The organism is Streptomyces sp. NPDC031479 (assembly GCF_055581065.1).
In genome coordinates this window covers 180,021-197,879 of record NZ_JBVIKC010000013.1, presented here as the reverse complement: position 1 = coordinate 197,879, position 17,859 = coordinate 180,021, and the positions used below count along the sequence as shown (strand labels likewise).

10 protein-coding genes are annotated in these 17,859 nt (G+C 73.3%); 9 read left to right on the top strand and 1 reads right to left on the bottom strand.

The window, feature by feature from the left end:
* Nucleotides 1–200 precede the first annotated feature (200 nt).
* From ACZ5D2_RS17520 to ACZ5D2_RS17510, 3 genes are all read left to right on the top strand, one after another.
* Nucleotides 201–944, top strand: coding sequence for a hypothetical protein (locus ACZ5D2_RS17520; protein WP_371675121.1), 744 nt, complete (start codon nucleotides 201–203; stop codon nucleotides 942–944).
* A gap of 267 nt (nucleotides 945–1,211) precedes the next feature.
* Nucleotides 1,212–8,411, top strand: coding sequence for an amino acid adenylation domain-containing protein (locus tag ACZ5D2_RS17515; RefSeq protein ID WP_468930177.1), 7,200 nt, complete (start codon nucleotides 1,212–1,214; stop codon nucleotides 8,409–8,411).
* A gap of 4 nt (nucleotides 8,412–8,415) precedes the next feature.
* Complete coding sequence (locus ACZ5D2_RS17510; protein ID WP_468930146.1) at nucleotides 8,416–9,639, top strand: FAD-dependent monooxygenase; 1,224 nt, start codon at nucleotides 8,416–8,418, stop codon at nucleotides 9,637–9,639.
* Between the two features lie 42 nt (nucleotides 9,640–9,681).
* Here the strand turns inward: ACZ5D2_RS17510 and ACZ5D2_RS17505 are convergent, their stop codons facing one another.
* On the bottom strand, nucleotides 9,682–10,377 hold the full coding sequence (locus ACZ5D2_RS17505) for a TetR/AcrR family transcriptional regulator (protein ID WP_468930143.1): 696 nt from the start codon (nucleotides 10,375–10,377) through the stop codon (nucleotides 9,682–9,684).
* Between the two features lie 129 nt (nucleotides 10,378–10,506).
* Here ACZ5D2_RS17505 and ACZ5D2_RS17500 point away from each other — a divergent pair, with 129 nt between their 5' ends.
* The 6 genes from ACZ5D2_RS17500 to ACZ5D2_RS17475 all read left to right on the top strand — a co-directional run bounded on the left by ACZ5D2_RS17500 (nucleotide 10,507) and on the right by ACZ5D2_RS17475 (nucleotide 17,838).
* Nucleotides 10,507–12,222, top strand: coding sequence for an amidohydrolase (locus tag ACZ5D2_RS17500; RefSeq protein WP_371675118.1), 1,716 nt, complete (start codon nucleotides 10,507–10,509; stop codon nucleotides 12,220–12,222).
* A gap of 235 nt (nucleotides 12,223–12,457) precedes the next feature.
* A complete protein-coding gene (locus ACZ5D2_RS17495) occupies nucleotides 12,458–14,044 on the top strand; it encodes an ABC transporter substrate-binding protein (protein WP_371675117.1) in 1,587 nt (528 codons plus the stop codon).
* Nucleotides 14,041–15,093 carry an ABC transporter permease gene (locus tag ACZ5D2_RS17490; RefSeq protein ID WP_468930138.1) on the top strand — a complete coding sequence of 351 codons (1,053 nt, stop codon included), beginning with the start codon at nucleotides 14,041–14,043 and terminating at the stop codon, nucleotides 15,091–15,093. The genes ACZ5D2_RS17495 and ACZ5D2_RS17490 overlap by 4 nt, the downstream gene beginning before the upstream one ends.
* Entirely contained in the window at nucleotides 15,090–15,971 is an 882-nt protein-coding gene (locus ACZ5D2_RS17485; protein WP_371675115.1) for an ABC transporter permease, read from the top strand. The genes ACZ5D2_RS17490 and ACZ5D2_RS17485 overlap by 4 nt, the downstream gene beginning before the upstream one ends.
* Entirely contained in the window at nucleotides 15,968–16,990 is a 1,023-nt protein-coding gene (locus tag ACZ5D2_RS17480; protein ID WP_468930133.1) for an ABC transporter ATP-binding protein, read from the top strand. Before ACZ5D2_RS17485 ends, ACZ5D2_RS17480 begins: the two co-directional genes overlap by 4 nt.
* Nucleotides 16,987–17,838 carry an ATP-binding cassette domain-containing protein gene (locus tag ACZ5D2_RS17475; protein ID WP_371675113.1) on the top strand — a complete coding sequence of 284 codons (852 nt, stop codon included), beginning with the start codon at nucleotides 16,987–16,989 and terminating at the stop codon, nucleotides 17,836–17,838. Before ACZ5D2_RS17480 ends, ACZ5D2_RS17475 begins: the two co-directional genes overlap by 4 nt.
* The last annotated feature ends 21 nt before the right edge of the window (nucleotides 17,839–17,859 follow it).

The following is a 17,859-nucleotide window of genomic DNA, read 5'->3' as shown; positions in this document are numbered from 1 at the left end:
TGGGATGCGCGAGTCCCCTTGCTGAGCTCCGCCGGGCCTCAACCCGTCGGCCCCGCCTCCCGCTCCACCCCTCTCGGCGCCGACCGGCGCCCTGCCGCGTGCGGGCGGGGGCGGGACCGGGTGATCCGGTCTCAGCCGAACCGTGACGTACCGGGTGATCCGGTGCGTCATGCATGCGAACATCGAGGTCGAGTCACATCGTGCGTCAGATATCCTCCGCCGCCAGGCTTCTCACCATCGCGGCACTTCCGCTGGCGCTGACCGCCTGCTCCTTCACCGACACGAAGGCCGCCCCGAAGGCCCCGGCCGCGGGATCGCCTGCGGCCGCCGCGGCGCCGTCGGCCGCGGCCCCGGCCGCCGAGCCCAACAAGGGCCTGCCGACCGGCAAGCAGCTCAAGGCGGCGCTCGCGCCCGCTTCGTTCTTCGCGTCCGGCTTCACCCCCGATCCGGAGCTCGCGCGCGACACCGGCGACACGTACCAGCTGCCGGCCACCGCCGATGTGCCCACCCCCGACTGCACCAAGCTCGGCGGGACCTCGTGGACGGAGATCACCGGGATCACCGGCGTCTCGTTCGCGCAGAACGCCTATGTGAACAAGAACTCCTCCGAGGAGTTCGCCCAGGAGATCGACGTCTACCGGGACACGACCGCCACGACCGTGCTCGACGCGCTGGGCAAGATCTCCATGGCCTGCCCGAGCTACACCGACGGCGACACCCACGCCAAGGTGACGGTCACCGAAAAGCCCCTGGCGGGTCTGGGCGACGGCGCCTGGGTCATCACCCAGACGAGCACCGCCTGGCAGGGCGGCACCGCGCTGGTGGCCGCGCGGGTCGGCACCTCGGTGGTGACCGTGCTCGCCAGCAGCGGGAGCGACAACGGTGTCACGGGCGCCACCAAGCTGACGAAGCAGCTGGTGGCGTCCCTCAAGGGCAAGGCCTGACGGGCCACATCCTTGCGTGGTGCCGCTCCCGCGCGACGGGAGCGGCGCCACCGGGCCCGTCGGACCGACCGCGGGTGCCGGGAGCCTCGGGGGCGTCAAGGGGGTACAGGTGCGCTAACGGCCCCCTTAAGGCTCTTCGGGCGAATTCCGGCAATTCGCACCTGTGTCCCGAATCTCCACCTGCGGCTCGGCATCATGTCGATCACGGCGAAGGCGGCGACCGGAGCGGCCTTCAGTGGCAGACAGGTATCCAGTGCAGTGAACGACATCGCGCGGCACCCGCTGACGGCATATCAACGGGACGTCTGGGCCGCCGCCTCCCAGGCTCCCCGATCACCGCAGTTCAACGGCGTCCTCCACGAGAAGCTGCGGGGCCGCGTCGACCACGACGCGCTCACCGGGTGCGTCGAGGAAGCGTTAAGGCGTCACGAGACCTTCCGGCTGCGCTTCGGCGAAAAGGAGGGGAGGCCCTTCCAGTGGGCGGCGGGCGAGGACATCCGCGTCACCCGGGTGGACCTCACCCGGGAGCCCGAACCGGACGTGGCGTGCGCCGAGTGGACACGGCGCTCCATGGAGACGGCACTGCCCCTCACCGACGGCGGGGCCCTGGTCGAGGCCACACTGCTCCTGGAGGGCCCGGACGTCACGCACCTGCACGTCAAGGTGCACCACATCCTCGCCGACGGCTGGACCGTCCACCGGCTCAGCCATGAGGTCTTCGCGGAATACGAGCGGAAGACGAGCCCCGGTCGTGAGGCCACCGGCCCCTGCGGGACCTCCTCCTACCTCGCGTTCATCGAGGAGGAGGCCGCCTACCGCGCCGGTCCCGGGGGTGACCGCGACCGCGCCTTCCACCGGGAGGCCCTGACCGGTGTGACGCCCGCGCTCTTCGCGCGCACCGCCGACGAGCACACCCGCGGACGTCATTCCTTCGTCGTCGAGGGCAGCCTCGTCGAGCAGGTCCGCGCCGCCGGCTTCTCGCCGTTCGCCTACATCACCGCCGTGTTCGGGACCTGGCTGACACGTCTGCACCGCAGCGAGGAAGCGGTCCTGGGCATTCCCTTCCTGAACCGGCCGGAGGACCACCACAAGGACGTCCTCGGCCAGTTCGCCAACACCCTGCCGCTGCGGGTGCCGGCGCCCGGCGGGCGAACGGTGCGGGAACTGGTCGCCGAGACCCAGGACGCGACCCGCGCGCTGCGGCGCCACGAGCGCCTCTCGCTGGGCGACGTCCTGCGCGAGCTGCCCCCGTCGGCCAACGGCCCGCGCCGGCTGTTCGACGTGACGCTCTCCTACCTGCACTGGCCGCCGCCGGAGCCGGTCACCGGCGTCGAACGGCAGACGGCCATGATGGCCCCCTCGCACGACCAGGACGCCCTGGGCGTCATCGTGTCCGCCTTCGACGGCACCGCCGACATGCGCGTCGACCTGGACTACGCCCGCGACGTCTTCGACGAGGACCTGCCCATCGCGTCGGTCGCCGGCCACCTCCGGACGATGCTCGAACGCGGCGTGACCATGCTGGACGGGCCGGCGTCGGCCGTCCCGATGCTGACGCCCGCCGAACACGCGGACCTCACCGCGATACGCGCCCACGGTCCGCGGGTGCCGTATGCCGACGAGGCCACGCTGCACGGCCTGTTCGAAGCGCAGGCCGCCCGCCGTCCCCGGCAGACCGCCGTCATCGGGGCGAACGGCGAGACGCTCACCTACGCCGAACTGGACGAGCGGGCCAACCGGGTCGCCCGGTCCCTGCGCGAGGACGGCGTCGGCGCGGACGACCGCGTCGCGGTGATGCTGGAACGCGGTCCGCAGTTGATGGTGGCGCTCCTCGGCGTCCTGAAGTCCGGTGGCGCCTACGTACCGGTGGACCCCGGCTACCCGTCCGAGCGCGTGCGGTTCCTGCTGGAGGACAGCCGCGCCAAGGTGGTCGTCGTGGACGGCACGGGCCCCGCCGCCGGCCTCCCCGACGGGGCGAGGGTGCGGCGCGTCGAGGAGCTGCTGGAGGGCGGTGGCGCCCCGCTCGCGCCGGTCGCCGGCTCCCGCGACCTGGCGTACGTCATCTACACCTCCGGTTCGACGGGCCGCCCCAAGGGCGTGATGGTGGAGCACCACAGCGTCGTCAACCGCCTCGCCTGGATGCAACGCCGCCATCCGCTCGGCGACGGCGACGTCCTGCTGCAGAAGACGCCGGTCTCCTTCGACGTATCGGTGTGGGAGCTGTTCTGGTGGGCCGTCGAGGGCGCCGCGGTGGCGCTGCTGCCGCCCGGTGGCCAGCAGGATCCTCAGGAGATCCTGCGGACCGTGCGGGAGCGGGGGGTCAGCGCCCTGCACTTCGTGCCCTCGATGCTCGGACCGTTCCTCGACCTGCTGGAGACCCTGCCGGAGGGCCGCGCGGGCCTGGACCGCCTGCGGTACGTCTTCTGCAGCGGCGAGGCCCTGCCGCCGGCCGCCGTCGAGCGGTTCAACCGCGTCTTCGCGGCCTCCGGGGCGGAGCGTCCGGTACGGCTGGTCAACCTGTACGGGCCGACCGAGGCCACGGTCGACGTCTCGTACCACGACTGCCCGGGGGACCCCGCCGGGAAGGTGACCCGGGTCCCGATCGGACGGCCGATCGACAACACCCGGCTGTACGTGCTGGACCCCGCCGGGCTGCCCCAGCCGTCAGGCGTCGCCGGCGAGCTGTGCATCGGTGGTGTCGGTGTCGCCCGGGGCTACCTGGACCGACCGGAACTGACCGCCGAGAAGTTCGTCGAGGACCCGTTCACGCCCGGCGGACGCCTCTACCGCACCGGCGACCTCGCACGCTGGCTGGCGGACGGCGCCCTGGAGTACCTCGGGCGGATCGACGGCCAGGTGAAGATCCGGGGCAACCGCGTGGAGCCGGGTGAGGTCGCGGGCGCCCTGCGCTCGCTGCCCGGCATCCGTGACGCCATCGTCGTGGACCGCAGCACCGCCGACCGCGGCACCCACCTCGTCGGCTACTACGTCGCCGACGCCGACCTGGACGACGCACGGCTGCGCGAGCCGCTCGCGCGGACCCTGCCGGCGTTCATGGTCCCGGCCCACTTCACGCGGATCGACGCCATACCTCTGACCCCCAACGGGAAGGCCGACCGCGGCGCGCTGCCCGAGCCCCGCAACGCCGCGGCCCCGGACGGCGGCCGGCCGCCGCGGAGCCGCGCCGAGGCCGTACTCGCCGAGGTCTGGGCCGAGGTGCTGGGCTGGGAGCACGTCGGCGTCGACGACGACTACTTCGCGCTCGGCGGAGACTCCATCCTCATGCTCAGCGTGCGTGCCGGGGCCGAGGCCCGGGGCCTGCGCTTCTCCCTCACCGACCTCATCCGGAACCCGACGGTGGCGGGGCTGGCCGCACGGGCCGAAGAGGCGACCGCGCCGGACGACAGCGCCGCACCCTCCCCGTTCGCCCTCGTGTCCCGGGTGGACCGGGCCCGGCTGGAAGGCACCGAGGACGCCTGGCCGCTCACCCGGCTCCAGCTCGGCCTGCTCTACCACAGCAGCAGGCGCGAGACCTCCGCCACGTACAAGGACGTCTTCCGGTACACCCTCGAACTGCCCTGGGACGAAGGAACGTTCCGTCAGGCGTTCGGCAAGCTGGTCGCGCGTCATCCGGTACTGCGCTCCGGCTTCGACCTCGCCGGCTTCTCCGAGCCGCTGCAGATCGTCCGCCCGCAGGCCCCCGGGGGCCTCGACGTCGTCGACCTGCGCCCGCTCGACGACGACGCGGCCGAAGCCGAGGTCCGGGCACACATCGAGGCCCGCCGCCTCCACCCCTACGCCTTCGACCGGGCCCCCCTGTACCTCTTCCGCGCCCACGTCCGGCCCGGAGCCGTCGACCTGGTCCTCAGCTTCCACCACGCGCTGCTCGACGGCGGCAGCGTGGCCACCCTCCTCCAGGAACTGCTCCAGGACTACGCGCACGGCCTGGGCCTGGCCATCGGCGCCGTGGACGACACGCCGGCCCCGTCGGCCGCGGCCTACGCACGGGAGGAGATCGCCGCCCTGGGGTCCGTGGAGTCGCGGCGGTACTGGCGGGAGAGGCTGGCCGGCAGCGAACCCCTGCAGATCGAGGCGTTCCGTACGCACCTGCCCGGCACCGACCGGGAGCCGTCGGCGCACCGCGCCGACCTCGACCCCGAACTCCTCGTGCAGGTACGCGAGTTCGCCGCCGCACAGCACCTGCCGGTCAAGTCCGTCTTCCTGGCGGCGCACTGCCTGACGCTGGCCATGTTCGCCGGCACCGGTGACGTGACCACCGGACTGATCACCCACGGACGGCCCGAGCTCGCCGGCGCCGAACGCACGGCCGGACTCTTCCTGAACACGGTGCCCCTGCGCCTCGACGTCGCGCGGGACCGGTGGCTGGACGTGGCGCGCGAGGCCTTCCGGCAGGAACAGGACGGCCACCCCCACCGTCGCTACCCGCTGAGCGCCATCCGGGAGGACCACGGCGGTCCCGTCCTGGACACCGCCTTCAACTACGTGCACTTCCACCAGCTGTCCCGGGTCTTCGGCCTGCCGGGCGTGCGACTGCGCGAGATCAGCACCTGGGAGGAGACCGACTTCGGCCTCCTGGTGAACGTGGTGACCGAGCCGGACGGCGGACGCGTGTGGATGCGGATCGACCACGACGGCACCGGATTCTCCGCCGGCCAGGCCGCCCTCTTCGCCGACGGGTACCGGAAGATCCTGCGGAGCATGGTGGAGGACCCGCACGCCGAACCCGACTTCGCCTTCCTCGCCGGCCGGCCGTCCCCGGCCCGTGCCACCCCGCGGCCCACCGTCGTCGAACGCTTCGCACGGCAGGCCGCCCGCACGCCGCGGGCCACCGCCCTGGTGATGGGGGAGGAGCGGTGGGACTACGCGCGGCTGGACGCGACGGCCGGCCGGGTGGCCCGCCGGCTGCGCGGACTCGGCGCCCCGGTCGGGGCCCGGATCGGGATCGCCATGGACCGTTCGCCGCACACCGTCGCCGTGGTCCTGGGCGTGCTGCGGGCCGGCTGCGCGGTGGTGCCGCTGGACGTCGGCTACCCCGCGAAGCGGCTGGCCGAGATGCAGGAACAGGCCCGGCCCTTCCGGGTCATCGCCCCCGCCGCCCACGCCGGTCTCGTCCGTGACCGCTCGCTGCTGCTGCCCGCCGAGTCGGTGACCGATCCGTCCGCGGGGCCCGTGGCGGAGCTCCCGGCGACGATCCCCGCCGACACCACCGCCTACGTCCTGTTCACCTCCGGATCCACGGGCCGGCCCAAGGGCGTGGCCATGCCGCACCGTTCCCTGGCGGGCCTGGTCGACTGGCAGGCACGGGCGGAGAGCGGCGCCGCGGGCGGCGCCACGCTCCAGTACGCACCGATGAGCTTCGACGTCTCCTTCCAGGAGATCTTCTCCACCCTCTGCTCCGGCGGCACGCTGCACCTCATCGGCGACGCCGAGCGGCGCGACATGCCGGAGCTGCTCCGGCTGATCGACCGCGCGGGCATCGAGCGCGTCTTCCTCCCCTACGTGGCACTCCAGCAGCTGGCGGAGACCGCGCAGAGCCTGGGCATCACCCCCCGTGCCCTGCGGGTGCTGGTGTCCTCGGGCGAGCAGTTGCGCGTCACCCGGGAGATCCGGGCCCTGTGCGCCGCGCTCCCCGGCGCCGTGCTGGAGAACCAGTACGGGCCGACGGAGACCCACGTCGCCACCACCTTCACCATGACCGGCGACCCCGCGGCCTTCCCCACGCTGCCCCCGATCGGACGCCCCGTCGACGGCGCCGAGGCGTACGTGCTGGACGCCCGGATGCGCCCGGTGCCCGCCGGAGTGCGCGGCACGATCCACCTGGGCGGCACCTGCCTGGCCGACGGCTACGAAGGCCGCCCCGACCTCACCAAGGAGCGCTTCGTACGGCACCCCTTCGCGGGCGAGGACCGGATGCTGTACGACACCGGGGACCTCGGGATGGTGCTGCCCGACGGGACGCTCGTGTACACCGGCCGGGCCGACGCCCAGGTCAAGGTGCGCGGCTACCGCGTCGAACCCGCCGAGGTGGAACTGGCCGTCACCGCACTCACCGAGCAGTACCCGTCGCTGCACGACGCCGCGGTGGTGGCCCGGCACAAGAACGGTGAATGCCTCCTCGTGGCCTTCCTCGTGGGCGAGGGCACCACCGAGGACCTGACGGCCATCCGCGAGCGGCTGCGCACCGACCTGCCCGAACACCTGGTCCCTTCCCACCTGCAGTGGGTGACCCACCTGCCGCTGACCCCCAGCGGGAAGCGGGACGACGCCGCCCTGCGCCGGACGCCGCTCGCCGCCACGGCCGCCACCGCCGAAGCCGGCGGGACCGGGCCGCGCGACGACCACGAACGCGCACTGTGCGAGATGCTGGCGGACCTGCTGGAACTGCCCGCCGTCGGTGTCCACGACAACCTCTTCGACCTGGGCGGCACCTCGCTCACCGCGATGCGGCTGACGGTCCGGATCGAGCAGCGCTACGGCGTCGCCGTCCCGCTGTCGCAGTTCATCGCCGCTCCCACCGCGGCCGGTCTCGCGGCACGGCTGCGCGCGGGCGGCGCGGCCCCCGCCTACGCCCCCCTGGTCCCCATCCGCCCGCAGGGCACCCGCCCGCCGCTGTTCATGGTCCACCCCATGGGCGGCAACGTGCTGTGCTACGTACCCTTCGCCCGGCACCTTCCCGCGGACCAGCCGCTCTACGCGCTCCAGGCGTGCGGCGCGGACCCCGGCACCACACCGCTCGGCACCGTCGAAGAGCTCGCGGACAGCTACATCGCCGCCCTGCGGACGGTGCAGCCGCACGGCCCGTACAGCGTCGGCGGATGGTCCTACGGCGGCTTCGTGGCCTTCGAGATCGCCCGCCGCCTGCGGGAGGCCGGCGAGGAGGTGGCCCACCTCGTGCTCCTGGACACCACCGCGCTCAGCCGCGAGGAGCGCCACCGGCACGACGACGACGCGCTGCTGGGGTGGTTCTTCTGGGAACTGCTCTGGCTGAAGCGCGGCGGGGACTCGCCGATGGAGGTCATACCCGACGAACTGGAGGGCCTGGAGGAGAAGTTCGACTTCATCGCCCGCCTCGCGGCCGACGAGGGCGTCCTGCCGGCCGGCAGTTCGGGAGCCGTCATACGCCGGCTCTTCGCCGTCTACCGGGCGAACTGGCGGGCGGCGCTGGAGTACCGCCCCGAGGGCGGGTACCGGGGGCTCACCCTGATCCGCGCCATGGAACCCCTGCCCGACGTCCTCGCCGCGATGCACGGCGCGGCCGGAAGCCGCCACGAGGACGAGTCCAACGGCTGGCGGGACATGGCCGGCGGCAGGCTCCGGATCATCGCCGTGCCCGGCGACCATCTCACGATCATGGAGGAACCGTACGTGGAACACACGGCGAGGACGGTCGCGGACCTGATCAGGTCCGAAACCCCCGGAACCCCCGGAACCCACGAGGAGAACTGACGACATGCCGACGAATCGCCCCGTGAAGGCCATCGTCATCGGAGCCGGCATCGGCGGGCTGGCCTGCGCGGTCACACTGCGCCGGGTCGGGATCGACGTGGAGGTGTACGAACGGGCCACCGAACTGCGTGCCGCCGGTTCCGGCCTGTCGGTCATGAGCAACGCCATCAGCGCCCTCGCCACGCTCGGCATCGACCTGGGCCTGGAGGAACGCGGCCGGGTCGTCGAGTCCTTCACCGTCGTGGACCACAGCGGCCGTCTCATCAGGGACCTGCCCTTCAAGGAGGTCTGCGAGAAGGTCGGCGCGCCCAGCGTCTGCCTGAGCCGCTCGGACCTCCAGAAGGCCCTGCTGGAGGCGGCCGGGGACTGCCCCGTCCACCTGGGTGCCACCGCGACCGGCTTCGAGAGCGACGACTCGGGCGTCATCGTCCGCTTCGCCGACGGGAGTTCGGCGCGCGGGGACCTCCTCATCGGTGCCGACGGGTTCAACTCGGCCGTACGCGGCGGGCTCGTCGGACCGGAGACCTCGCAGGACAGCGGCTACGTCTGCTGGCTCGGCATCGTCCCCTTCCGCCACCCCGGGCTCGCCCCGGGCGCCGTGCGCCACTACTGGGGCAGCGGACAGCGCTTCGGTCTCATCGACATCGGCCACGGGCGCTCCTACTGGTGGGGCACCCGGAACATGCCCGAAGCCCGCTCGAAGGCCTGGGACGGCACCAAGGAGGACGTCCTGCGGGCCTTCGAGGGGTGGGCCGACGAGGTGCGGTCGGTGATCGGGGCCACGCCCGCCGAGGGCATCCTCGCCACGCCCTCCCACGACCGTCCGTTCCTGGAACGGTGGGGAGAGGGCCCCGTCACCCTCCTCGGTGACGCGGCGCACCCCATGCTGACCACCCTCGGGCAGGGGTCGGCCATGGCGATCGAGGACGCCGTGGTCCTGGCCCACACCCTGGCCGGGCCGGAGGCCCGCGAGGACCTGCCGCTCGCCCTGCGGACCTACGAGGACCGCCGCCGCGACCGGACCCGGGCCATGGTCGCCGCCTCCCGGGCGATGAGCGACCTCGAACAGGCCGACACGCCCGAACACCGCCGGGTCCGCGACGACTACTTCCGCCTCACGCCGCACGAGGAACTGGCGCGCCGGAACGAGGAGGCCCTGACCTTCCCGGCCGTCCCGGTGCCCGAAGCCCGCATCCGGCGGGAGGCCGGCCGGCGCGGGCTCTCGTAAGACCACTCCTGCCGCCCCGGCCGAGCCGGGGCGGCAGGGGGCTCAGGCTCCCCGCAGGGTCCGTACCCGCGTCTCGATCGCGGTGATCAGGGCCTCGACCCTGACCTCGAAGATCTGCTCCTCCGTCACCTCGGCGAGCTCGGTGCTCAGCCGGGTGATGTGGGGGAAGCCCGCGGGGTCGACCAGCCGGTACTCCCGGCTCCAGGAGGACTCGTCGGCCGCGCGGACGTCCGGGTCGAAGAGCAGGTAGGCGGCGCGCTGGCCGACGTAGGCCAGCAGGGAGTCGCCGACCATCCGGTAGTGCACGGCCGCCTCGGCGCCTTCGAGCCCGGCCTCCGTGACGGCGCCGAGGATCAGTTCCACCACCCGGAACTCGTTGGGCCTGCGGGTGGTCCGGCTGGCCATGGTCGAGCCGACCACCGGGTACTTGAGGGCGACCTCCAGGGAGCCGGCGGCCAGGGCCCGCAGCCGGTCCTTCCAGTCGAGGCCCCCGGGGATGCGGTCGAGGACCTCGCCCAGGGTGCGGTCCGCCACCGACAGCAGCAGGTCGTCCTTGTCGCGGAAGTGCCGGTAGACCGCCGTCGGGTCGGCGCCGAGCTCCTCGCCGAGACGGCGCACGGTGAAGGCGTCCTCGCTGCCCCGCGCCGCGATGCGCAGGCTCGCTTCGATGATGGCGTCGGGCGTGAGCTGGCTTCCGGCGCGCTTGGACCGGGTGGGTGTCTCGGATGACTTCGGCATGGTGCGGTCAGTGTAACGATGCGGAACAGAGGCAGCGCAACACCGTTGACAACACTGTTGCGCTCCCGTTCACTCCTCCTCAACGAACACGCCGTGCGGGCCCGGCCCGCCGAGCCGGAGGAAGCGTCGATGGACCGGAACAGGCAGCGCAGCAGGCAGCGGGCGGACACCGTCTTCGTGGGAGGACAGGTGTTCACGGGGACCCACGGGACACCGGTCGACGCGGCCGTGGCCGTCGGCGCGGGCCGGATCCTCGCCGTCGCCGACGAGAGCGCCGTGCGCTCGCTCGCCGACGCGGGCACCGAGGTGGTGGACCTCGCGGGCGGGCTGCTCCTCCCCGGATTCCAGGACGCCCACGTCCACCCGGTCGTGGCCGGCGTCCAGATGCTCGGCTGCGACCTGAGCGGGGAGCACTCCATCGACGGCTACCTGGCCGTGGTGGCCGCGTACGCCGCCGCGCACCCCGAGGCCCCGTGGATCCGCGGCGGCGGCTGGTCGATGGACGTCTTCCCCGGCGGCACCCCCACCCGGGCCATGCTCGACGCCGTGGTGCCCGACCGGCCCGTCCTGCTCGGCAACCGCGACGGACACGGCGCCTGGGTCAACACCCCCGCCCTGCGCCTCGCGGGCGTCGACGCCGCCACCCCAGACCCCGTGGACGGCCGGATCGAGCGGGAACCGGACGGGTACCCGGCCGGCACCCTCCAGGAGGGGGCCGTGGAGCTGGTCGCCCGCCACGTGCCGATCGCCACCGCCGACGAGGCCCACGCCGGCCTCCTCGCCGCCCAGGAGCACCTCTTCTCCCTCGGAGTGACCAGCTGGCAGGACGCCATGATCGGCGCCTTCCCCGGCAACCCCGACAACTACGACGTCTACCTGCGCGCCGCCCGCGAGGGGTCGCTGCGGGCCCGGGTGGTCGGCGCCCTGTGGTGGGACCGCGAGCGCGGGCTGGAACAGATACCCGAGATCGAGGAGCGCCGCCGCACCGGACGGGTGGGCCGCTTCAACGCCACCAGCGTCAAGATCATGCAGGACGGCATCGCCGAGAACTTCACGGCCGGCATGCTGGAGCCCTACCTCGACGGCTGCGGCTGCGCCACCGGGAACTCCGGCCTCAGCTTCATCGATCCCGAGCTCCTCACCGAAGCCGTACGGCTCCTCGACCGCTCGGGCTTCCAGCTCCACTTCCACGCGCTCGGGGACCGCGCGGTCCGGGAGGTCCTCGACGCCCTGGAAGCCGCCCGCGCGGCCAACGGCGCCAACGACAACCGCCACCACCTCGCCCACCTCCAGGTCGTCCACCCCGACGACATCGCCCGCTTCGCCCGGGTGGGGGCGGCCGCCAACATCCAGGCGCTGTGGGCCGCCCACGAACCGCAGATGGACGAGCTGACGATCCCCTTCCTGGGCCCCGAACGCGCCGCCCTCCAGTACCCGTTCGGAGACCTCCTGCGCGCCGGAACCCGCCTGGTCGCCGGCAGCGACTGGTCGGTGAGCAGCCCCAACCCGCTCTGGGGCATCCACGTCGCCGTCAACCGGACCGTCCCCGACGAGGCCGCCGGAACCCCCGACGGAGCCGACGGCCCCCACGGCCGCCGCGAGCCGGTCGCGCCCTTCTTCCCGGAGCAGGCCCTCACCCTCGCCCAGGCCCTCACCGCCTACACCGCCGGCAGCGCCTGGGCGAACCACCTCGACACGGTCACCGGCACCGTCGAGGAGGGCAAGTACGCCGACCTCGTCGTGCTCGACCGCAACCCCTTCGAGCTGCCCCCCGGCGAGATCGCCGGGACCCGGGTGCGCCGCACCTACCTCGACGGCGAAGAGGTCTTCGCCGCGAAGGACTGAGCGCCGGTCCCCCCACGGCGACGCACCGCAACGCCCCGGCCGGTCCGCCCGCCGCCGGGTAGCACCACGCACCCAGGAAGCTCACCCCTCACGGAGGCAGACGATGCCATCAGCCCGATCGAGAGCGACACGCCCGCAGAGCACCAGTCTTACCCCCCTTACCCCCCTTACCCCCCGTGCCGCCCGTGCCGCCCGCCTGCGGCGCGCCGCGGTCGGCGGGCTCGCCGCCACCGCCGTGTTCCTCACCGGCGGGTGCAGCGGCACGGCCCACCCGGCTAAGGACGCGGCCGCCGCCTACCGGATCACCGACCGCACCCCCGCCCCGGCCGGCGACCTCGCCTCCTTCACCTGGTCGACCTTCGCCGAGCCCGCCTCCATCGACTACGCGCAGTCCTTCGACTACCCGCCCAACCAGATCCTCGCCAACGTCTGCGAGAGCCTGCTGCGCTGGAACCCCGACCTCACGACCTCCCCCAACCTCGCGGAGTCGTTCAGCAACCCCACCCCCACCACCTGGGTCTACCGGATCCGGCCCGGAGTGCGGTTCCACGACGGGACCCCGCTCACCGCCGACGACGTCGTCGCCTCGCTGCGCCGCAACCTCGACCCGGCCGTGGCCAGCGTCTGGGCCTACCCCTTCAAGAACGTCAAGTCGGTCGAGCGCAGCGGGGACATGGAGGTCACCGTCACGCTCAGCCAGCCCGACTCCACCTTCAACCAGTACCTCGCCGCCGCTCCCGGCACGGTGGAGTCCGCCGCCACCCTCGCCAAGGCCGGCAAGGACTACGGGAACCCGCAGACCGGCGTCAACTGCACCGGCCCCTTCTCCTTCGGCTCCTGGACCTCCGGCCAGTCCCTCACCCTCAAGCGCAACGACGCCTACTGGAACCCCGAACTCAAGGCCAGGTCCGGCGAGGTGAAGTTCGTCTTCCTCGCCGACGCCACCACCCGGGTCAACGCCTTCCAGTCCGGCGAGGTCGACGGCGGCTGGATGGTCCCGCCCAACGCGTACGACCGACTGCGCTCCACCCAGGCCGGAAACCTCTACTTCGGCCGCAGCACCACCGTCGCCGACGAGGTCGTCGGCAACCTCAAGGGCCCCCTCGGCGACGCCCGCGTACGCCGGGCCCTGCTCATGGCCATCGACCGCAAGGGCATCGTCAAGGCCGGAGCCGGCGGCGCCGGAGAGGTCGCCGACTCGCTCGTCACCGACAACCTGTGGAGCGCAGCGCCCGCCGCCACCCGCGAGGCCCTCCTGAAGGACCTGCCGAAGTACCCGTACGACCCGGCCAAGGCCAAGGCGCTCGCCGCCGAGGCCGGAGTGTCCGGCCAGAAGGTCGTGATCGCGACCAGCCCCCTGGACTCGCAGACCACGATCATCACCCAGGCCGTAGCCCAGGCCGCCAAGGCCATCGGACTCGAACCGCAGATCGACAGCGTCTCCGCCGAGAAGTACACCGCGCTCTTCACCGACCCCGCCGCCCGCGAGGGCGTCGACCTCTTCCTCACGTTCTGGTACACCTCCATCACCGATCCGCTGGACATGTACGCCTCCCTGCGCACCGGCGCGTTCAGCAACTACGGCGGCTGGTCCGACCCCGCCTACGACGCGGCCGTCGACCGCGCCGTCGACACCTACGACCCGGCCGGACACGCGGCGGCCAATGCCGAGGCCCAGCGCATCGCCCTGCGCGAACTGCCCTGGCTGCCCCTGTACACCCAGCCCGTGAGCGTCTTCCTGGGCAAGCGGATCACCGGCGTCCAGCCTTCCATCGCCTACCTCTACTACCCGTGGGCCGCAGAGATCGGAGCCAAGGGATGACCGACGAGCCCCCGGGTGCGGCGCCGCCCGCCCCCGCCGGTCCCGTGCCGGCCGCCCCCGCCCCGGCCGCCCCCGCCCCCGTGCCGGCGGTCCTCGCCCGGGGCGGGCGGGTCCTGCGCCGGCTCGCCGGGATGGCCGTGACCCTCCTGGTCACCTCCTTCCTGGTGTTCTCCTCCCTCTACCTCGCGCCCGGCGACCCGGTCTCCTTCCTGGTGCGCGGGCGCAGCCCCGGCCCCGAGCAACTCGCCGAACTGCGCCACCAGTACGGCTTCGACCAGCCCTTCCTGCTGCGCTACTGGCAGTGGCTCGAAGGCGTCGTCCAGGGGGACTTCGGCCGCTCCCACCTCTTCCACCAGGACGTCTCCGCGGTCATCTGGTCCCGGCTGCCCTCTTCCCTGCTCCTCGTCGCCACCGCGGCCCTGATGATCGCCGTCGTGGGCGTCGGCGCGGGGATCGTCGGAGCGCTGCGCCGCGGCAGCCGTACCGACCGGGCGCTGATGCTGCTGGTCACGATCGGAGCGGCCGCACCCGCCTTCGTCGTCGCCCTGCTCCTGCGCTCCCTCCTCGGAGTCCGCCTGGGCTGGTTCCCGACCATCGGCAACGGCAGCGGGGTGTTCGACCGGCTGCACCACGTCTTCCTGCCGGCGGTCGCCCTGGCCGTGACCTTCACGGCCCTGGTGACCCGCGTGACCCGCTCGGCGATGCTCGACGAACTGCGCCGCGAACACGTCGAGGTCGCGCTCAGCCGGGGCACCCCCCGGCGGACGGTGATCCGGCGCCACGTCCTGCGCAACGCGTTGGGCCCCATCGTCACCGTCTCCGCGCTCCTCGTCTCGGGCATGCTCGTCAGCACCGCCATCGTCGAGACCGCCTTCGGCATGTCGGGCGTGGGCTCCCTGCTCGTCCAGAGCGTCGACCAGCTCGACTTCCAGGTCGTCCAGGCGATCGTGCTGCTGGTCGTGGCCGCCTTCGTCGTGGTCAACGCCCTCGTGGACCTCCTGCACCCGCTGATCGACCCGCGCACGGCGGCCGGGGGGAGTGCCCGATGACCCCTGACACCCAGGCCTCCGCCACGCTCCTGTCGCGCCCCGCCCGCCTCACCCGGCTACGGGCCCTCGGCGGCGGCCCGCTCCAGCGGACCTGCCTTTTCCTCCTCGTCCTGTTCGTCCTGGTCGCCGCGGTGGCGCCCTGGATCGCACCGCAGGACCCCACCTTCGGCAGCCTCGGGGACACCCTCCTCGGGCCCGGCGCCGGGCACTGGCTCGGCACCGACCAGGGCGGCCACGACACCCTGTCGGCGCTCCTCGTCGGCAGCCGGACCAGTCTGGTCGGGCCGCTCGCCGTCGTGGTGTTCTCCACCGTCATCGGTGTCGCCGTCGGCCTGTTCACCGCGTGGCGCGGCGGCCGGACCGACGCCCTCGCCGGACGCGTGCTCGACGTGCTGTTCGCCTTCCCCGCCCTGCTGCTCGCGATCCTCGCCGTCGCCCTCTTCGGCAAGGGCATGACCGCCCCCGTGCTCGCCATGGCCATCGCCTACATGCCGTACACCGCACGCCTCGTCCGGGGCCTGGCCCTCCAGGAGAAGGCCCGCCCCTACATCGCCGCCTACACCGTCCAGGGCCACTCCGCCGTGTTCGTGACGGTCCGCCGGATGCTCCCCAACATCGCCCCGACGCTCCTCGCCCAGGCGACGGTGAACTTCGGCTACGCCCTGCTCGACCTCGCGGCCCTCTCCTTCCTCGGCCTCGGCGTCCAGCCGCCGACACCCGACTGGGGCGCCATGATCAACCAGGGGCAGGCCGCCGTGCTCCAGGGACAGCCGCTGTCCGCGGTCGTCCCGGCCGTCGCGGTCGTCGTCGTGGTCGTCGCCTTCACCGTCGTCGGGGAGAGCCTCGCCGACAAGCTCGCGGGAAGGGACCCCCGATGACCCTGCTCCGGTACGAAGACCTCAGCGTCACCCTGCCCGGCACGGCCCGCCCCGTCCTAGACGGCATCGGCCTCACCGTCGGGGCCGGCGAGGCCGTCGCCCTGGTCGGCGAATCCGGCTCCGGCAAGTCCGTCACCGCCCGCGCCGCCCTCGGCCTCTTCCCCGAGGGCGCCCGGATCGCCGGCCGGGTCCTCGTCGACGGCACCGACCTCGTCGGAGCCGACGCCGCGAGCCTGCGCGCGGTGCGCACCGACACGGCGGCGATGATCTACCAGGACCCGCGCGCCGCGATCAACCCCGTCCGCCGCGTCGGGGACTTCCTCACCGAGTCCCTGCGCCAGGTCCACGGCTGGACCCGGGAACGGGCCCGCGCACGGGCCGCCGAACTGCTCGGCGCGGTCGGCCTCCCCGATCCCGTCCGCCACCTGGACCAGTACCCGCACGAGCTCTCCGGCGGCATGCTCCAGCGCGTCGTGATCGCCGCCGCCCTGACCGCCGAGCCCCGCCTGCTGCTGTGCGACGAGCCGACCACCGCCCTCGACGTCAGCACCCAGGCGGAGATCCTCGCCGTCCTCGGCCGGCTGCGGCGCGAACGCGGCCTGGGCCTGCTCCTGATCACCCACGACATCGAACTCGCCGCCTCCGTCAGCGACCGGATCTACGTGATGTACGCGGGCCGCATCGTCGAGACCGCCCCCGTGGGAGACCTCTTCACCACGCCCCGGCACCCGTACACCGCCGGACTGCTCGGCTCCTCCCCGCCGCTGGACGGCAAGGCGCCCGAGCGGCTCGTCCCCATCCCCGGCGCCCCCATGGGCCTGCTCGAATCCGCCACCGGCTGCTCCTTCGCCCCGCGCTGCCGCTTCGCCGAACCCGGCCGCTGCGACCAGTCACCGCCCCCGCTGCGCGAGCACGGTCCGGCCCTGGTCGCCTGCCACCGGGCCGGCGAACTCACCCTCACACCCCACCGCGACCAGCACGGCGACCACCACCCCAACCGGAACCAGGAGGTCAGGTGACCACCGACCAGCCCCCGCTCCTGCGGGTCGACGGCCTGCGCAAGACCTACCGGAGCGGCGCCACCGAGGTCGTCGCCGTGGACGGCCTGTCCTTCACGCTGCGCCACGGCGGCGCCCTCGGCATCGTCGGGGAGTCCGGGTCGGGGAAGACCACCACCGCCCGGATGCTCATCGGCCTCGAACGCCCCGACTCCGGGGAGATCCACGTCCAGGGCCGCCCCCTGGCCGCGTCCGTACGCGGCAGGGCGGCCCGGCTGGCGCGCGCCAAGGCCGTGCAGATCGTCTTCCAGGACCCCTACCTCTCGCTCGACGCCCGGATCACCGTCGGAGCCACCCTCGACGGGGTGCTCCGGCTGCACGGAACCCGCGACCCGGCGGAGCGCGCCACCCGCGTCCGGGCGCTCCTGGCCCGGGTCGGGCTCGGCGACCGGGAAGCGGCCGCTCTGCCCCGCCACCTCTCCGGCGGCCAGCGCCAGCGCGCCGCGATCGCCCGCGCCCTCGCCGTCGAACCGGCCGTGCTCGTCCTCGACGAAGCCGTGTCCGCCCTCGACGTGTCGGTGCAGGCCCAGGTCCTCAACCTGCTCGCCGACATCCGCCGCGACACCGGCATCGGCCTGGTCTTCGTCAGCCACGACCTGGCCGTCGTCCGCTACGTCTGCGACGAGGCCCTCGTCATGTACCGCGGCCGGACCATGGAACACCGGCCCGTCGCCGAACTGCTCACCACCCCGGACCATCCGTACACCCGGCTGCTCCTGGCCTCCGTCCCCCGCCCCGGCTGGGACCCCGACTCCATCAGCCGCCGGCGCCGCGCCCTCGACCCCCTCGGAGCCCCCGTCGAGACGTGAACCCGACCGTACGCGCGGCCG

Coding starts and splice junctions, on each gene's coding strand:
- ACZ5D2_RS17490 (WP_468930138.1), top strand. CDS start 14,041: ATGACCGACGAGCCCCCGGGTGCGGCGCCGCCCGCCCCCGCCGGTCCC.
- ACZ5D2_RS17505 (WP_468930143.1), bottom strand. CDS start 10,377: ATGCCGAAGTCATCCGAGACACCCACCCGGTCCAAGCGCGCCGGAAGC.
- ACZ5D2_RS17500 (WP_371675118.1), top strand. CDS start 10,507: ATGGACCGGAACAGGCAGCGCAGCAGGCAGCGGGCGGACACCGTCTTC.
- ACZ5D2_RS17480 (WP_468930133.1), top strand. CDS start 15,968: ATGACCCTGCTCCGGTACGAAGACCTCAGCGTCACCCTGCCCGGCACG.
- ACZ5D2_RS17485 (WP_371675115.1), top strand. CDS start 15,090: ATGACCCCTGACACCCAGGCCTCCGCCACGCTCCTGTCGCGCCCCGCC.
- ACZ5D2_RS17510 (WP_468930146.1), top strand. CDS start 8,416: ATGCCGACGAATCGCCCCGTGAAGGCCATCGTCATCGGAGCCGGCATC.